The 16,456-nt window shown below is 71.4% G+C and carries 15 protein-coding genes; 5 read left to right on the forward strand and 10 right to left on the reverse strand.

The window, feature by feature from the left end; all coding sequences use genetic code 11:
* Window positions 1-708: 708 nt before the first annotated feature.
* Together ACZ63J_RS44930 and ACZ63J_RS44935 are read right to left on the reverse strand one after the other, a co-directional pair.
* Window positions 709-1,182: a carboxymuconolactone decarboxylase family protein gene (locus ACZ63J_RS44930; protein WP_465408857.1), complete on the reverse strand. Its 474-nt coding sequence runs from the start codon at window positions 1,180-1,182 to the stop codon at window positions 709-711.
* Window positions 1,183-1,261: 79 nt separating this feature from the next.
* On the reverse strand, window positions 1,262-1,486 hold the full coding sequence (locus ACZ63J_RS44935) for a hypothetical protein (RefSeq protein WP_465302680.1): 225 nt from the start codon (window positions 1,484-1,486) through the stop codon (window positions 1,262-1,264).
* A gap of 237 nt (window positions 1,487-1,723) precedes the next feature.
* On the opposite strand from ACZ63J_RS44935, the gene ACZ63J_RS44940 reads away from it, so the two are divergent.
* A complete protein-coding gene (locus ACZ63J_RS44940; protein WP_465439935.1) occupies window positions 1,724-2,584 on the forward strand; it encodes a DUF2382 domain-containing protein in 861 nt (286 codons plus the stop codon).
* 48 nt (window positions 2,585-2,632) lie between these two features.
* Here ACZ63J_RS44940 and ACZ63J_RS44945 read toward each other — a convergent pair whose 3' ends face one another.
* The 3 genes from ACZ63J_RS44945 to ACZ63J_RS44955 all read right to left on the reverse strand — a co-directional run bounded on the left by ACZ63J_RS44945 (window position 2,633) and on the right by ACZ63J_RS44955 (window position 6,542).
* Complete coding sequence (locus ACZ63J_RS44945; protein WP_465408860.1) at window positions 2,633-3,091, reverse strand: hypothetical protein; 459 nt, start codon at window positions 3,089-3,091, stop codon at window positions 2,633-2,635.
* Window positions 3,092-3,191: 100 nt separating this feature from the next.
* Window positions 3,192-5,081 carry an acyl-CoA dehydrogenase family protein gene (locus ACZ63J_RS44950; protein ID WP_465408862.1) on the reverse strand — a complete coding sequence of 630 codons (1,890 nt, stop codon included), beginning with the start codon at window positions 5,079-5,081 and terminating at the stop codon, window positions 3,192-3,194.
* A gap of 81 nt (window positions 5,082-5,162) precedes the next feature.
* Complete coding sequence (locus tag ACZ63J_RS44955) at window positions 5,163-6,542, reverse strand: glycosyl hydrolase family 28 protein (RefSeq protein WP_465439937.1); 1,380 nt, start codon at window positions 6,540-6,542, stop codon at window positions 5,163-5,165.
* A 174-nt stretch (window positions 6,543-6,716) separates the two neighbouring features.
* Here ACZ63J_RS44955 and ACZ63J_RS44960 point away from each other — a divergent pair, with 174 nt between their 5' ends.
* A complete protein-coding gene (locus ACZ63J_RS44960; RefSeq protein ID WP_465408868.1) occupies window positions 6,717-7,700 on the forward strand; it encodes a DUF6745 domain-containing protein in 984 nt (327 codons plus the stop codon).
* A gap of 16 nt (window positions 7,701-7,716) precedes the next feature.
* The gene (locus ACZ63J_RS44965; protein WP_465408870.1) at window positions 7,717-8,145 is read left to right on the forward strand and encodes a hypothetical protein; all 429 of its coding nucleotides are present in this window, start codon (window positions 7,717-7,719) and stop codon (window positions 8,143-8,145) included.
* Between the two features lie 118 nt (window positions 8,146-8,263).
* On the opposite strand, the gene ACZ63J_RS44970 is transcribed toward ACZ63J_RS44965, so the two are convergent.
* Both ACZ63J_RS44970 and ACZ63J_RS44975 read right to left on the reverse strand, forming a co-directional pair.
* Window positions 8,264-8,821, reverse strand: a complete 558-nt coding sequence (locus ACZ63J_RS44970; RefSeq protein WP_465302666.1) for a hypothetical protein — start codon at window positions 8,819-8,821, stop codon at window positions 8,264-8,266.
* A 113-nt stretch (window positions 8,822-8,934) separates the two neighbouring features.
* Window positions 8,935-10,902, reverse strand: coding sequence for a thioredoxin domain-containing protein (locus ACZ63J_RS44975; protein WP_465408933.1), 1,968 nt, complete (start codon window positions 10,900-10,902; stop codon window positions 8,935-8,937).
* Between the two features lie 66 nt (window positions 10,903-10,968).
* Here ACZ63J_RS44975 and ACZ63J_RS44980 point away from each other — a divergent pair, with 66 nt between their 5' ends.
* Window positions 10,969-12,336 carry a 3' terminal RNA ribose 2'-O-methyltransferase Hen1 gene (locus ACZ63J_RS44980; protein WP_465408935.1) on the forward strand — a complete coding sequence of 456 codons (1,368 nt, stop codon included), beginning with the start codon at window positions 10,969-10,971 and terminating at the stop codon, window positions 12,334-12,336.
* Window positions 12,333-14,825, forward strand: a complete 2,493-nt coding sequence (locus ACZ63J_RS44985; protein WP_465408937.1) for a polynucleotide kinase-phosphatase — start codon at window positions 12,333-12,335, stop codon at window positions 14,823-14,825. The genes ACZ63J_RS44980 and ACZ63J_RS44985 overlap by 4 nt, the downstream gene beginning before the upstream one ends.
* Before the next feature lie 42 nt (window positions 14,826-14,867).
* Here ACZ63J_RS44985 and ACZ63J_RS44990 read toward each other — a convergent pair whose 3' ends face one another.
* From ACZ63J_RS44990 to mca, 3 genes are read right to left on the reverse strand one after another with little or no spacing between them, the layout of a single operon-like run.
* Window positions 14,868-15,158 (reverse strand): CPCC family cysteine-rich protein, encoded by a 291-nt coding sequence (locus tag ACZ63J_RS44990; protein ID WP_465408939.1) that lies wholly within the window; start codon window positions 15,156-15,158, stop codon window positions 14,868-14,870.
* 14 nt (window positions 15,159-15,172) lie between these two features.
* Window positions 15,173-15,499, reverse strand: coding sequence for a hypothetical protein (locus ACZ63J_RS44995; RefSeq protein WP_465408941.1), 327 nt, complete (start codon window positions 15,497-15,499; stop codon window positions 15,173-15,175).
* On the reverse strand, window positions 15,496-16,401 hold the full coding sequence (gene mca / locus ACZ63J_RS45000; RefSeq protein ID WP_465408942.1) for a mycothiol conjugate amidase Mca: 906 nt from the start codon (window positions 16,399-16,401) through the stop codon (window positions 15,496-15,498). The genes ACZ63J_RS44995 and mca overlap by 4 nt, the downstream gene beginning before the upstream one ends.
* Between the last annotated feature and the right edge of the window lie 55 nt (window positions 16,402-16,456).

The raw sequence follows: 16,456 nt of genomic DNA on the forward strand, positions 1-16,456 counted from the left end.
CCCTGTCGCCTACGTAGCCCCTCGCCTGGGCGGCCGCATCCGCTTCCGGCACGGCGGGCTGCCGCTCCGCTTCGCCCGCCGGCCGGGCGGTGCGGCCGCCAGCGGGTTACCTGGCGCAGCGCCGCGCGGCGGCGGCACACGAGTCCCCTGCCCCATCCCGGCCTCCTCGACGAGCTACGAGCGGTGGTGACAATCGGGTCGTCTGGGAGTCGATCTCTGTTACGCACCGTCGTTGGGGACCTCCATCCCGACGCCTGATCGTGACAACGGCCGGTGGGGGGGGGGGGGGGGGGGGGGGGGGGGGGGGGGGGGGGGGGGGGGGGGGGGGGGGGGGGGTGTACGTACGTCACCCCCCCCCCCCCCCCCCCCCCCCCCCCCCCCCCCCCCCCCCCCCCCCCCCCCCCCCACCGGCCGTGTTCTGGCTTCGGATCGGGATGCAGGGTGGGGCCTGGCCGGGGTCCGCCAGGTCCGAACACCCGGCTACCCCTGCGGCTTCAACCGCCGGTACCGCGCCCACTGGATCCCCGTATAAGGCACCAGCACCGCCACCCACAACCATGACGTCCACCAACGCGACACCAGCGCCACGAAGACGAACAACACTATGGCCGCCGCACCGGCGATCACGCAGGCCAGGGCCCGTCTCCGGGAACCGGCGGCCTGTGTTTCTCCCCCATCGCTCATGCGCTCAGCTTGCCGTACCGAGACTCAGCCGAACATCCCCGGCTGGTACTCGCCCGCCGGGTTGCGCAGGATCACGTTCAGCCGGTTCCACGTGTTGATCTCCGCCACCAGGCACACCATCGCGCCGACCTGCTCGTCGTCGTAGTGCTTGCGGACCGCTTCCCACGTCTCGTCGCTGACGCCTTCGTGCGCGTCCGCCAGGCGGGTTCCCTCCTCCGTCAGCGCCAGGGCCGCGCGCTCGGCCTCGGTGAACACCGTTGCCTCGCGCCACGCCGCCACCAACGCCAGGCGGACCGCCGTCTCGCCGGCCGCTGCCGCGTCCTTGGTGTGCATGTCCAGGCACATTCCGCAGCCGTTGATCTGGCTCGCCCGGATCTTCACCAGCTCCTGCGTCGCCTTGGGGAGGCCGGACTCCTCGATCGGGCGGGACGCCGCGATCAGGCGCTTGAAGAACTTGGTCGTGACCTCGTTCTCGAACATGTTGAGACGCGCTTCCATGGTGCTTCCCTTCCTCTGGAGTTCCACAGCCTTGACGCGGTGGCGCCCCGAGTTGTGACAGCAGCGGGAGTGGCGCCGGTCACAGCGGCAGGACCTGCTTCGCCGCGTCGCGGGCTGCGGCCGCCAGCTTCACCATGAACTTGGCGAACTCGATGTCCTCCGCGCGGTTGCGGGGCGGGGCGAGCGTCATCGTCACCTCGCCGAGCTTCAGCACCACCGCCGGCAGCGGGTGGTCCCAGCCGACGAACTGCATCACCGCGTCCGCGTCCGCGGGGACGCGCCACATCACTTCGCACTCGTCCATGCCCCCTGCTTCCCAGGGAGGCCGAGGTCCACACCTTCGCGCCATCACCCACGCCGCCCGGCGCCTCACTCGCACCCCCGCCGACCTGCGGGGACACCTCGGGCCTGACCAGCGGGGACCGCTTCAAACCACCACCTTCGTGGGTCACCCACGGGTGCACCACGGCGGTTGCCGTGATCAACAGCACGGCCGACCGTAACCCCTACAGACCCAACGCGTGGAAGGAGCAGCACAGCGATGGCCAAGACCATGCAGCCCCAGGAGCTCATCGACAGTGCCGTGGTCGACCCGGCCGGCAACAAGCTCGGGAAGGTCGGCAACGTCTACCTCGCCGACGCGACCCGCCAGCCGGAGTGGATCACCGTCAAGACCGGCCTGTTCGGGACCAAGGAGAGCTTCGTCCCGCTCTCCGGCGCGCACACCGACAAGGACGGCGTGCACGTCCGGGTCGACAAGGACGCCGTCTCGGACGCGCCGCGCATCGACGCCGACGGGCACCTTTCCCCCGAGGAGAGCGCGCAGCTCTACCAGCACTACGGCCTTCCGATGCCGCGCACCTCGCCCGACGGCCGGATGGACGACCGGTCGCAGGGTCGCGACCCGGCGATGGGCGGCGCCGGGAAAGGCCGGGCGGGCCAGGAGAAGGCCGGAATGGCCGACGCGGGCCAGGGCATGGCCGGCCGCGGTAAGGCCGGCGACCCGGCGATGGGCCGCGGTAAGTCCGAAAAGGACGACGACCGCGTCATGACGCGCTCCGAGGAGCGGCTCAACGTCGGCACCGAACAGGTCGAGACCGGGCACGTGCGGCTGCGCAAGTACGTCGTCACCGAAGAGCAGCAGGTCACCGTGCCGGTGCGGCACGAAGAGGTGCGCATCGAGCGCGAGCCGATCAAGGACGGCCAGGCCGGCGGGGACATCGGCGAGGCCGAACAGGACGTCGTCCTGCACGCGGAGAAGCCGGTGGTGCGCAAGGAAACCGTGCCGGTCGAGCGGGCGCGCCTGCGGACCGAGACGGTCACCGACGAGCAGACCGTCTCGGGCAAGGTCCGCAAGGAGCAGTTCGAGGTCACCGACGACAACGGCAAGCACCGCAAGTAGGACCGCCCGGTGCGGGCGGCCGGGCCCCGACCCCGGCCGCCCCCGGGTTCAGGCCGGGGCCGTGCGCAGGCGCGCCAGCCCGGCCAGCAGCCGCAGGCCCTTCTTCCGCATCGACGGCGGGAACGGCGGCATCGACAGCGTCAGCGCGCGGTCCGCGCCCTGGACGTACAGCTCGAACTTCACCAGGAAGCCGCTCGTCGGCTCGGTGATTGCGACCTGCTCGCGCGGCACGCCGAAGAGGGCTTTGCGCGGGCCGCCGGTCGACGGGTCGGCCTCGAAGAACAGCAGCTGACGGTCGGTCAGCAGCAGGTAGAGCTCGCGCTGGGTCGTGATCGAGAACATCATGCCGCCGCTGAGCACGGCGGTGGCGATGCCGAGGGCGATGCCCTGGCCGAAGACCTGGCGGACCGAGCCCACCTTGGCCATCGTGATCACTTCGGGCGTTTCGCCCGGTTGCATCAGGGGTGCGGCGAGCTCGAGCAAGCGTCTTTCACGGCGTGCGCCCATGGGGGGTTCCTTCGGGGAGCGGGAGCGGACGCGCCAGCGTAGAGCACGCGCGCCGCTCCCCTTTCCCTTGCCTCACAAGGAAACCGCACCAAAGGGACGATCAGGACGTCAGCATCGGCGCCGCCAGGAACTGGTCCGGGATGGCGAACGCGTCGACCAGGGCCCGCGCGTGCGGGCGCAGCTCGGCGCAGAGGCCGTTCACCGCCGCGGTGACGGCCTTTCCCCGTGCCGCCGACAACCGGCCGTGGCCCAGGAACCAGGCCAGATCCTCCTCGATCGCCGACAGCGCGTAGAGGTCGCAGACCCGCTCCAGCAGCGAACGGGCGTCCGCGTCTTCACACCGGGAGATCGCCGACGCGAACGCCGACAGGATCAGCCGCTCGACGTGCACCCGGCCCGCGCGCAGCACGTGGTCCTGCGCCGAGTTGAACACGCCGAACGGGTCCGACGCCGCCTTGCGCAGGCGCTTCGCCACTCCCTCGACGACGTGCTCCTCGCGGTCCTCGAACAGCCGCAGCTGCCACTCACGGCTGAAGAAGACGTCCGAGTCCGACCCCTCGGTGAGCGCGTCCAGGGCCTTGCGCACGGACGTCCGCTCCAGGATCGCGCTGACCACCTGGTCGGTGAAGAACCGGGCCGTGGCCAGCGGCGAGAGGTCCTCGAAGTCGTGTTTGTAGCTGGTCAGCAGGCCCTTCGCGACCAGCTGCAGCAGCACCGTGTTGTCGCCTTCGAACGTCGTGAAGACGTCGGTGTCGGCCTTCAGGCCGGGCAGCAGGTTCTCCGCCAGGTACCCCGCGCCGCCGCAGGCCTCGCGCGCGGCCTGGATCGTCGCCGTCGCGTGCCACGTGTTGAGCGCCTTCAGGCCGGCCGCGCGCGACTCCAGCTCGCGCTGCTCCTCCTCCGGCGCCGACGAGTCGATGTCGTGCAGCTTCGACACGAGCTCTTCCTGCGCGAAGTGCAGCGCGTACGTCTTCGCCAGCGCCGGCAGCAGCTTCCGCTGGTGGCCGAGGTAGTCGAGGATGACCACCTCATCGCCGTCCGGGGTCATGAACTGACGGCGCTGCTCGCCGTAGCGGACGGCCAGGGCGAGCGCGCGTTTTGTCGCGCTTCCCGCGCTTCCGCCGACACTCACGCGCCCGCGGATCAGCGTGCCCAGCATGGTGAAGAAGCGGCGGCTGTCACTCTCGATCGGGCTCGAGTACGTGCCGTCTTCGGCGACGTCGCCGAAGCGGTTCAGCAGGGCCTCGCGCGGGACCCGGACGTTGTCGAAGCTCAGCCGTCCGTTGTCGACGCCGTTGAGGCCCGCCTTCGGGCCGCAGTCCTCGATGGACACTCCCGGCGCCGGCGCGCCGGCCTCGTCGCGGATCGGCACCAGGAACGCGTGCACCCCGCGGGACTCGCCGCCGGTGACGAGCTGGGCGAACACCACCGCCATCCGGCCGTCGCGGGCCGCGTTGCCGATGTACTCCTTCTGCGCCATGGCATCCGGCGTGTGCACGACGAACCCACCGTCCACATAGGTCGCCGTGGTGCGCAGGTGCTGGACGTCGGAGCCGTGGCCGTGTTCGGTCATCGCGAAGCAGCCGAGCAGGCGCAGGTCGATGATCTCGCGCAGGTGCCGCTCGTGGTGGCGGGCCGTGCCCAGCAGCTGGACCGCGCCGCCGAACAGTCCCCATTGGACACCGGCCTTCACCATCAGCGACAGGTCGCCGTAGCCCAGCATCTCGAACGACGTCACCGAGCCGCCGACGTCACCACCGCCGCCGTAGGCCGAATCGAAGCCCAGGCCGGGCCGGTCGGTCTCGGCGAGCGCGCGCAGCTGGTCGAGCACCTGGGCGCGGTGCGCCTCGACGCCGAGGTTCACCGGGTCCCGGAACTCGGTGCCGCTCATCTGCGCGCGCACCCCGCGGCGCAGCTCGGCCCAGCGGCCGTCGAGGACGGTGGTCAGCTCGTCCGGATCCACCTTCGACGGCACTTCGGGGATGTCCACGGCTAACCTCCGGAAAGGACGAACGGCAGGCTTCCTACTCGTTGGTAGTAAGCCTGCCGCAGCCGCGCCGATCCTGCCACGTCAGACGGGCTTGCCGTTCACCGTCACGTTCGTGAACCGGGCGTTGTCCACGTACTTCAGCGTGTTCGAGGCGTCGGACACACCCGCGAACTTCGAGTCCGAAACGGCGAACCCGTGCACGTGGGCGGTCGAAAGCCCGCTGACGTCGAAGGTCTTGCCGGCGATCTTCGTGCTCGTGCAGTTGCTGATCGTGAACGGCCCGAACGAGGGAGGCGTCTTCCCCGTCTGGCTGTTGTACGTCGACGTCACGAACACGAAGTTCCGCGCGAACGTGCCGGAAATACTGTCGAGGTTGATGTTCTCCGAGAACCCGCCACGCAGCGTGTTCGACTTCACGTACAGGGCGAACTTGGTGTCACCCTTCACGGTGAGCTGGTACGCGTAGACGTTGCGGATCCCGCCGGTCTGCTCGCTGCCGCAGGTGATCGCGCCCCAGTTGCCGTTCATCACGCAGTTCACCACCACGAGGTTCTGGCACGGGACGTTCACCCGGCGCCCGTCGGCGTCGCGGCCGGACTTGATCGCGATGTTGTCGTCGTGCGCGCCGAGGCTGCAGTTCGCGATGACCACGTGGTCGCACGACTCCGGGTCGCAGCCGTCGGTGTTGGAGTGCGCGGTGCTGGGGTCGGTGGTGACGCCGTCGACGGTCACGTTGCGGCACAGCGTCGGGTGCAGCTGCCAGAACATCGAGTTCTTCAGCGTGACGCCCTGGATCAGCACGTTCTCGCACGCGTACGGCTCGACGAACGTCGAACGCATGGTGTGGCCGGAGCCGGGCACCACCCGCTTCTCCGGCGGGGTTCCCTTGGCCACCAGCGTTTCCAGGTAGGTACGGTCGCTGCCCTTGTTCCACGACGACGTCGCCGCCGCGTCGAGCGTGCCGCTGCCGGTGAGGGCGATGTTCTTTTCCCGGTAGGCGTAGATCATCGGCGAGTGGTTGACGCACTCGATGCCTTCGTAGCGCGTGAGCACGTTCGGGAACTTCGACGCGTCACCGCCGAACTTCAGCACGGCGCCGGATTCGAGGTGCAGGTCGACGTTGCTCTTCAGGTAGACCGCGCCGGTCAGGAAGGTCCCCTTCGGCACGGTGACGTGGCCGCCGCCGGCCGCGTTGCAGGCGTCGACCGCCTTCTTGATCGCCGCGGTGTTGTCGGTCTTGCCGTCGTTCTTCGCGCCGTAGTCGGTGATCGCGAACGTCCGGTCCGGGAACACGGGGATCGTCGTGTTCGCGACGATGTCGTTCGCCGCCGGCCACGGGAGCGTGGGGACGTCGACGCGGTACTGGCGGGGCGCGGCCGAAGCGATGCCGGGCAGCAGCGGCACCGCCGCCACCGCGAGCCCGCCTTTGATCAGCTGCCGCCGGGTGAACCTGCCGTCCATGGGCGTGTTCCTTCACGTGAAAGACCCTGTGTGACGGCGGAACCCCCGGCACGGACCGCGGGCACGACGAACTCTAAGGGCGGAAGGCGCTCCAGGTCCAGGGTTGCGCGAGCGGCGAAAGTGCTGTCATGATCGGAACATGTCGATCCGAAAGGGCGTGCGCGCCCTCGCGCGTTGAGCGCCTCCCGGCGGCCGGACCGCCGACCTCCCGATGATTCCGAGTGGCTGAAGCACGCCTTCTGCACGGCGCCCGCTGATCGGGCCGCGGCCGAGGACGCCATCACCCGCCTCTACGCGCTGCTGGGTGAGCCGCCGCCCGCGTTCGTGTGGGTGGCTTCGCCGAACGCCGCCGTGCCGCACCTGCCGCCACCGCAAGCGCTTTCCACGACCGGGCCGCTGCCGCTGGAAGGCCGGCTGGCCACGCGTGTCGCCCAGCTGCGCCGGCACGACCGGCGGCCGGACCCGGTGCTGTGGCCGACCGTCAAGGAGTCCTTCGCCGCCTTGGTCCGAGGCGCGATCCGGCAGCATTTCGGGCTGCATTGGTACGGCCAGCAGGACGCCTACTGGGTGGCCGGCTGCCGGCCCGGTCCGGAAGCCGAGCTGTGGGCCACTTTGGTCCGATCCTGCGGCTGGTGGTGGCCTCGCGACGGCTTCTGCGTGGTCGCCGAACGGCCGCTGGCGGTCCGCACCGAGCCCGCAGGAAGCGCTTACCGGCTGCACTGCGCGTCCGGGCCCGCGGTGGTTTATCCCGACGGCTGGGCCGTGCACGTCTGGCACGGCACACGGGTGCCGTCCTGGGTGATCGAGGACCCCACTGCCGACCGGATCAACCGGGAGCTCAACGTCGAGGTGCGCCGCTGCGCCATCGAAAACCTGGGCTGGCCCACCTACATCGACCAGGCCGGGCTGCGGCTGCTGAGCCGGGCGCCCGATCCGGGCAACCCCGGCTGTGAGCTGCGGCTCTACACCCTGCCACCGCAGAAGTGGCACGCGCCGAGCCGGCTGCTGCTGGCCGTCAACGGCTCCGTGGAACGCGACGGCACCCGCCGCCGCTACGGACTGCGCGTGCCCGCCGGATTCGACCATCCCCTCGACGCGGCCGGCTGGTCGTACGGGCTCACCGGAGCCCAGTACGCCGGCTTGCGGCGCCGGACCTGACCCACGAGGTGACCCCATGGAACTCGCAGAACTGCTCGACCGGACCGGGCTCGACGTCCTCGACCACCTGGACCGCCAGGTCACCGTCCCGGTGATCGACGGCCTCCAGGCCCAGGGCGACCTGCTCGTCCTCCCGTTGGCCTTCCTGGACGCGACGCTCCATCGCGGCGGCTGGTGGGACCTGCCCGCCGAAGGCCGCGAACTCGTCCGGGGCGAGGCGGGCAACAACCCGCACACGCTCGTCGCGGACCGCGGCACCTGCCGGCTGGCCAGGTGGGTGAGCGACCCCGAACGGCTGGCCGTCGCGGTCTTCGACACCACCGCGCCGGCGTACCTGATCCACCCCGAGCACGGCGGCACGGGCATCGCGCCCGGCGCCTGGGTCGTGCGGCGGCAGCGGGAGCTGGGCGCCGGTTTCCGGAAGCCGGTGCTGGTCGCGGACTGACCCGGTCGTGAGTGGTTGGGGCGGTTAGAACCGCCCTGACCACTCACGACAAGCCGCGGCAGGCTCGTGGGGTGCCACCGAGGGGGCGGCACCCCACAGGCCGGGTCGTGAGCGGCTTTCAGGCCAGGTCCGGGCCCTTCGAGCGCAGGTCGTCGACCTTGCTCATGGCCTCCCGCAGGTCGCCGAGCCAGCTGTCGGCGTGCTCGCCGACCAGGCGGACCGCCCACGCCAGCGCGTCGGACCGCGACCGTGCCACGCCGGCGTCGACCAGCGTGTCGAGGATCAGGCGTTCCGGCTGGCGCAGCCGGGTCATCACCGGCGCCGAATGCGTCGTGAACAACGCGGTCGTGCCGCCGAGCTTCGCGCCCCACGCCACCTTGCGCTGGTAGCGGTGCTCGGCCTGGCGCGCGATTTCGATGCGCTCGTCGCGCGTCTCCTCGCGGTACCGGCTGATCCGGCCTTCCTCGGCGGCCGCGCGGGCCGCGTCGTCGGCGTACTCCTCGGTGAGCGCCGGCAGCTCGCCGACCACGATGATCTCCTCGCGGTCGACCGTGACCTCCGGCGCGCCGGTGAACCACCCGTCGGGCAGGCGCCCGCCGAACCAGGCCGCCGCGTCGTCCGCCGACGGCACCTCGCCCTGCTGCCAGCCGCGGCCGCCCTTCCAGCCTCGTCCCATGTCGCACCTCCGCGATTACATGATTACAACGTAACTCACGCTACGCGCAATGCAGGTGGATCGGGACGGCGTTCACCCACGGCGGAACCGAGCTTTCACGTGAAAGCTCGGGGTCAGAGCTGGGCGGTGAGGGCTTCCGCGGTCGTGACCGGGCGGTCGCAGACGTAACCGCGGCAGACGTACGCCGCCGCGCCGCCGTCGACCAGCGGGCGGTCGGCCAGCAGGGGCACCCCGGGCGCGTCCGGCTCGCCGGCGAGCACGATGCCGCCGCCGTGCACCCCGCGGGCCGCGGCCAGGCGCAACGCCGGGTCCGCGCCGACCACCGCGACCTGCACCGGACCCGCCTGCAGCGCCTCGGCGACCGACAGCCAGTGCCCGGCGAACCGCGGCACCCGCGCGGCCAGCACGCCGACCCGCCGCAGTGCCTGCTCGGCGGCCTGCCGGTAGCGGCCGACGCTGTCGTGGCCCGCCAGCGCAGACGCCGTCAGCAACGCTCCGGCCAGCGCGGACGCACCGGCCGGGCTCGCGTTGTCACCCGGGTCGGCCGGACGCTGGACCAGCACCTCGGCGTCGTCGGCGGTGTCGAAGTACGCGCCCGGGACGTCCGGGGACGCGAAGTGCGTCAGCGCCAGGTCGAGCAGCCGGGTCGCCTCGGTGAGCCAGCGCGCGTCGGCCGTCGCCTGGTGCAGGGCCAGGAACCCGTCGGCGACGCAGGCGTAGTCCTCCAGCACCCCCGCCGAGTCCCCGACCACACCGTCACGCGAGCTGCGCCGCAACCGGCCGTCGACGACGTGCACCCGCAGGAGCAGCTCGGCGGCGTCGACCGCCAGCTGAATCCACTGTGGACGATCCAGGGCGACACCGGCTTCGGCCAGCGCCGTGATCGCCAGGCCGTTCCAGGACGCGATCACCTTGTCGTCCCGGCCCGGCTGCGGCCGCTTCGCCCGCGCCTCCAGGAGCTGGACGCGCATGGCCTCCGGCAGGTCGCCGAACAGGCGCAACGTCGACGCGCCCTCCTCGAAAGTACCTTCGGGCGTGACGCCGAACAGCTCGGCCGCCGAGTCGTCGCCGAGCACGTCACGCAGCTGCGCCGGTGTCCAGACGTACGTCAGGCCTTCGACGCCGTCGGTGTCCGCGTCCAGCGAAGACGCGAAGCCACCTTCGGGCGTCCGCAGGTCCGCGGCGAGGAACTCCGCGGTCCCGGTGGTGACGCGCAACGCCGTCGCCGAGCCGGTGCGCCGCCAGAGGTGGGCGTAGAAGCGCAGCAGCAACGCGTTGTCGTACAACATCTTCTCGAAGTGCGGCACGATCCACTCGGCGTCGACGGAGTACCGCGCGAAGCCTCCGGCCAGCTGGTCGTACAGCCCGCCGCGGGCCATCGCCTCGGCGGTCTTGTCCACAAGGGACAGCGCGGCCTCGGAGCCGGTGCGCTCGTGGTGGCGCAGCAGGAACTCGAGCACCATCGACGGCGGGAACTTCGGCGCCCGCCCGAAGCCGCCGTTGACCGGATCGGCTTCCCCTCGCAGCTTTTCGACGGCGGCCGCGAGCACGACTTCGTCCACAACGGACTCCTGCAGCGGCCCGGTCTGCTCCGCGATGTGCGCGACGATCTGCTTGGCGCCGTTGAGCAGCTCGTCGGGCCGCTCCTGCCAGGCCTCGGTGACGGCGGCGAGCAGCTGCCGGAACGACGGCATGCCCGGCCGCGGCGTCGGCGGGTAGTAGGTGCCGCAGTGGAACGGCTCGCCGTCCGGGGTGAGGAAGCAGGTCATCGGCCAGCCGCCCTGCCCGGTCATCGCCTGCGTGGCGGCCATGTAGACGGCGTCGATGTCCGGCCGTTCCTCGCGGTCGACCTTGATGTTGACGAAGTGTGCGTTCATCACGGCCGCGGTTTCGGCGTCCTCGAACGACTCGTGCGCCATCACGTGACACCAGTGGCAGGCGGCGTAGCCGACGGAGAGCAGGATCGGCACGTTCCGCCGTTTCGCCTCGGCGAGCGCGTCGGCGCCCCACTGCCACCACTCGACCGGGTTGTCCGCGTGCTGGAGCAGGTACGGGCTGGTCGCGCTGGCGAGGCGGTTCATGCCGTCCAGGGTCGCACCCGGGAAAACCGGGCGCGCGGTCACCGGCCCCTCCGCCACACTGGGCGGGTGCTGTTGACGATCACGACGACCCGTACCCCCGCCACCGACCTGGGCTTTCTCCTGCACAAGCATCCGGAGAAGGCGCAGTCGGTCGCGCTGTCCGCCGGCACCGCGCACGTCTTCTACCCCGAAGCCGCGCCGGAACGCTGCGCCGTCGCCTTGCTCGTCGAGATCGACCCCATCGCGCTCGTCCGCGGCGGTGGGACGTCGCTGACGCAGTACGTCAACGACCGGCCGTACGCCGGGGGTTCGTACCTCGCGGTGGCGCTGCGGGCGGCGTTCACGACCGCGCTCGCCGGGCGCTGCGCCGCGCGTCCCGAGCTGGTCGACGAGGCCTTCGACCTGGAGATCCATGTGCCGTCGCTGTCGGCGCGCGGCGGGGCCGAGGTGGTGCACAAGCTGTTCGGGCCGCTCGGCTGGGCCGTCACGGCGACGCCGATCCCGCTCGACCCGCAGTTCCCGCAGTGGGGCGAGAGTCGTTATGTCGACTTGCGGCTCACCGGCACCCACCGGGTCGCCGACGCGCTGCGCCACCTCTACGTCCTGCTGCCCGCGCTCGACGGTGACAAGCACTACTGGGTCGGGCAGGACGAGGCCGACAAGCTGCTGCGCGCCGGCGACGGCTGGCTCGCCGGCCACCCCGAGCGGACGCTCATCACCAACCGCTACCTGGAGCGACGCCGCCCGGTCGTGAGCTACGCGCTTTCGCGGCTGGCCGAGTCCGACGACGTCCCGGCGGAGGCCGAGGCGCTGGTCACCGAGGTGCCCGACCGGCCGGAGCCGCTGGCCACCCAGCGCCACGGCAGTGTGCTCGCCGCGCTGCGGGCGGCCGGCGCGCGGCGCGTCCTCGACCTCGGCTGCGGGAGTGGCGCGCTGCTGCGCGTGCTCGAGAAGGAGCCGTCGTTCACCGAGATCGTCGGTGTCGACGTCTCCGCGAGCGCGCTGGACATCGCGGAGAAGCGCCTGAAGGAGCGCAGCCGCGTGACGCTGCGGCAGTCCGCCCTGACCTACGCCGACCCGGCGCTGGCCGGGTACGACGCGGCGGTGCTGATGGAGGTCGTCGAGCACGTCGACGAGGAGCGCCTGCCGGCCCTGGAGCACGCGGTGTTCGCGGTCGCGGCGCCGCGCACCGTGCTCGTCACGACGCCCAACGCGGAGTACAACCGGCTGTTCGAATTCCTGCCGATGGGGCATTTCCGGCACGCCGACCACCGGTTCGAATGGACGAGGGCGCAGTTCCGCGTCTGGGCGGACGGCGTCGCGGCCCGAAATCGCTACGCCGTTCGTTACCTGCCGGTGGGACCGGAGGACCAGACTTCAGGACCGCCGACCCAGCTGGCGGTCTTCACGAGTGAGAAGGAGGTGGCCGCGTGAAGCTGACCGTTCCCGACATGTCGCTCGTTGTGCTCGTCGGCGCTTCCGGCTCCGGCAAGTCGACGTTCGCGCGCACGCACTTCGCGCCGACGCAGGTGCTCTCCAGCGACTTCTTCCGCGGGCTCGTCGCCGACGACGAGAACGACCAGTCCGCGTCCGCCGACGCCTTCGACACGCTGCACTACGTCGCGGGCAAGCGGCTCGCGGCCGGACGGCTGACCGTCATCGACGCGACGAACGTCCAGCGCGCTTCGCGGGCGAGCCTGGTGAAGCTCGCGAAGGAGCACGATGTGCTGCCGACGGCGATCGTGCTCGACCTGCCGCTCGGTGTCTGCGCGGCCCGCAACGCCGGCCGGCCCGACCGCGACTTCGGCGAGCACGTGATCCGGCGGCAGCGCGGGGAACTGATGCGGTCGCTGAAGTCGTTGGAGCGCGAGGGGTTCCGGCGCGTGCACGTGCTGCGTGGCGAGACCGAGGTGGCCGAAGCGGAGATCGTCCTCGAGCCGCTGCGCAACGACAAGCGTGAGCTGACCGGGCCGTTCGACGTCATCGGTGATGTCCACGGCTGCGCGGCCGAGCTGGAGGAGCTGCTGGGCGAGCTGGGCTACACCGACGGTGTGCACCCCGAGGGGCGGACCGCGGTGTTCGTCGGCGACCTCGTCGACCGCGGGCCGGACACGCCGGGTGTGCTGCGGCGCGTGATGGGCATGGCCGAGAGCGGGAACGCGCTGGTCGTCTGCGGCAACCACGAGCAGAAGCTGGTGCGCGCGCTGCACGGCCGGAAGGTCAACGTCGCGCACGGGCTCGCGGAGTCGCTGGAGCAGCTCGGCGCGGAGACCGAGGAGTTCCGCCGGCAGGCGCACGAGTTCTGCGACGGCCTGATCGCGCACTACGTCCTCGACGGCGGCAACCTGGTCGTCGCGCACGCGGGGCTGCCCGAGCGGTACCACGGGCGCGCGTCCGGGCGGGTGCGCAGCATGGCGCTCTACGGCGACACGACCGGCGAGACCGACGAGTACGGCCTGCCGGTGCGGCTGCCGTGGGCGCGGGACTACCGCGGGTCCGCGATGGTGCTCTACGGGCACACGCCGACGCTGGAGCCGGAGTGGGTCAACAACACCATGTGCCTCGACACCGGGGCCGTCTTCGGCGGGAAGCTGACCGCGCTGCGCTACCCCGAGCGGGAAGTCGTCTCGGTGAAGGCGCACCAGGTCTGGTACGAGCCGTCGAAGCCGCTCGACGCGTCGCGGCCGCTGGGTGGGCGCGAGCCCGCCGTGCTGGAGCTGGCCGACGTCACCGGGAAGCGGATCGTGCAGACCAGCCACCACGGGCGGGTCGGCGTCTCGGCGGAGCAGTCCGCGGCGGCGCTCGAGGTCATGAGCCGGTTCGCGGTCGACCCGCGGTGGCTGACGTACCTGCCGCCGACGATGGCGCCGTGTTCGACGTCCTCGCGGGAGGACTACCTGGAGCACCCGGAAGAGGCGTTCGCCGAGTTCCGGGCGGCCGGGGTGCAGTCCGTGCTGTGCGAGGAGAAGCACATGGGCTCGCGGGCCGTTGTGCTGGTGTGTCAGGACGACGACGTCGCGTACCGGCGCTTCGGGATCCGCGGCGGCGGAGCGGTGTACACGCGCACCGGGCGGCCGTTCTTCTCCGCCTCGCAGAACGCTTCGCTGCTGTCGGAGGTGCGGACGGCGGCGGCCGAGCTGTTCGACGGGCTGAACAGCGGCTGGCTGCTGTTCGACGCCGAGCTGCTGCCGTGGAGCGCGAAGGCGGGTTCGCTGATCTCGGACCAGTACGCGGCGGTCGGCGCGGCGGCCGAGGCCGTCCTGCCGGCGGCGGTCACGGCGTTGACCACGGCGGCCGCGCGCGGCATCGACGTCACGGACCTGCTGGAGCGCACGGCAACCCGAGAGTCCACAGTGGAGTCGTACCGGGCGGCGTACCGGCGGTACTGCTGGCCCACCTCGGGCTTGGACGGCGTGAAGCTGGCGCCGTTCCAGCTGCTGGCGTCGGAAGGGGCGAGCTACCACGACCGGCCGCACGAGTGGCACCTGTCGATGCTCGGCCGGCTGGGCGGGCCGCGGTTCCAGCGCACCCGGACGCTGGCGGTCGACCTCCTCGACGAGGAGTCGGTCGCCCGTGGCGTCGCGTGGTGGGAGGAGCTGACCGGCGCCGGCGGCGAGGGCATGGTCGTGAAGCCGGCGGCCAACCTGACCCGCGGCGCGCGTGGCCTGGTCCAGCCGGGCGTGAAGGTGCGCGGGCGGGAGTACCTGCGGATCATCTACGGGCCGGACTACACGCTGCCGTCGAACCTGGAGCGGCTGCGCAAGCGCGGGCTGAACCGGAAGCGGATGCTGGCGCTGCGGGAGTACGCGCTCGGCCTGGAGGCACTCGAGCGCGTGGCCCGCGGGGAGCCGCTGTGGCGGGTCCACGAGTGCGTGTTCGCGGTGCTGGCCCTCGAGTCGGACCCGGTGGACCCGCGGTTGTAGCGATCCCGCCGGTGAGCGATCACCGGCGGGCTTCGCCCCGGCTCAGCCGCGACGCCGGAAGGTCGGCCGCCACCAGTACAGCGTCGTCCAGTCGACGGGCGCGTCCCTGGCTCCCCGGGGCTCGAAGCTGTCGACGGCGAGATCGATGGGCCGCCACCCGTCGTCCAGGGGTTCGGTCGCGGAGGCCGGGCGCACCAGCCTCGTGAACCGGAGTTCCATCGCGCCGAGATCCGCGTAGTTGTGTTGCGCTTCGATCAGTGAGGGACCGTTCGCGCCGCCGCCGTGGTCAGGCGCGCGCAGCTGATGCCCGCAGCACGGGCACCGATAACGCACTTGCCGAGCCGCGGTTAGTCGGCCTTCGTGGTGGCCGTGGAGTCCGAAGCGGGCTTCTCGGCCGCCTCGTCCTTCTTCTTCTCCGGCTCGGGCTGCTCCGCCGCGGCTTCCTCCGCCGGCTCGTCGAAGCTGGCCGGGACGCGCTTGAGGTGCTTCGTCATCGAACGGACCAGGAAGGCCACCGCGATGAGGAACAGGATCAGCACCAGGAAGCCGACCGGGGAGGACTTGCCGAAGTCCTCCCCCTGCCCGCCGTTGTCGCCGTTGCCGGGCTGCTGCGTCAGCACGAGGGCCGACGCGGTCACCGGAAGCGCCACGCCGGCCGACAGCGTCAGACTCATGTGTTCACCTTCTCCTTGATGCCGGCGAACAGGTCGTCCTCCGGCAAAGTGCTGTCGACCAGCGACTTGACCAGCTCGTACTCCTCGGTCGGCCAGGTCTCGCGCTGGATCTCCAGTGGCACGGCGAACCAGCGGCTGGTCGGGTCGATCTGCGTGGCGTGGGCCTTCAGCGCCTCGTCCCGCGCCTCGAAGTATTCACCGCACTCCACGCGGGTCGTCACCCGCTCCATCACATCGGCGCGGTCGGGGTCCCACTTCTCCAGCCACTCGGTGTACGGCGACTCGAGCCCGGCCTCCTTCAGCGCGGCGTCGAACGCCACCATCCGGGCCTTCGAGAAGCCGTGCATGTAGTACAGCTTCAACGGCTGCCACGGCTCGCCGGCGTCGGGGAAGCGGCTCGGGTCCGGCGCCGCGTCCCACGCCGCCATCGACACCTCGTGCGTGCGGATGTGGTCGGGGTGCGGGTACCCGCCGTTCTCGTCGTACGTCGTGATGACGTGCGGGCGGAACTCGCGGATGACGCGGACCAGCGCCTCGGTCGACTCCTCGAGCGGGACGACGGCGAACGAGCCCTCGGGCACCGGCGGCAGCGGGTCGCCCTCCGGCAGGCCGGAGTCGACGAAACCGAGCCAGCGCTGGCTCACGCCGAGGATCTTGGCCGCGCGGGCCATCTCCTCGCGGCGGACCTCGGTCATGTTCGCGAGCACCTCGGGCCGGTCCATGGCCGGGTTGAGGATGCTGCCGGCCTCGCCCCCGGTGCACGTGACGACCAGCACCTCGTGGCCTTCGGCGGCGTAGCGCGCCATCGTGGCGGCGCCCTTGCTCGACTCGTCGTCCGGATGCGCGTGCACGGCCATCATCCGCAGGTGCGGCGTGGCGGTCTTCGTCAGCTGGTCCACCATGCTGCGAACGACTCCTTCTCTACCCGTATTCCGCGACCCACCTGCGGGCCGCCCA

The organism is Amycolatopsis sp. NPDC104863 (genome assembly GCF_055582965.1).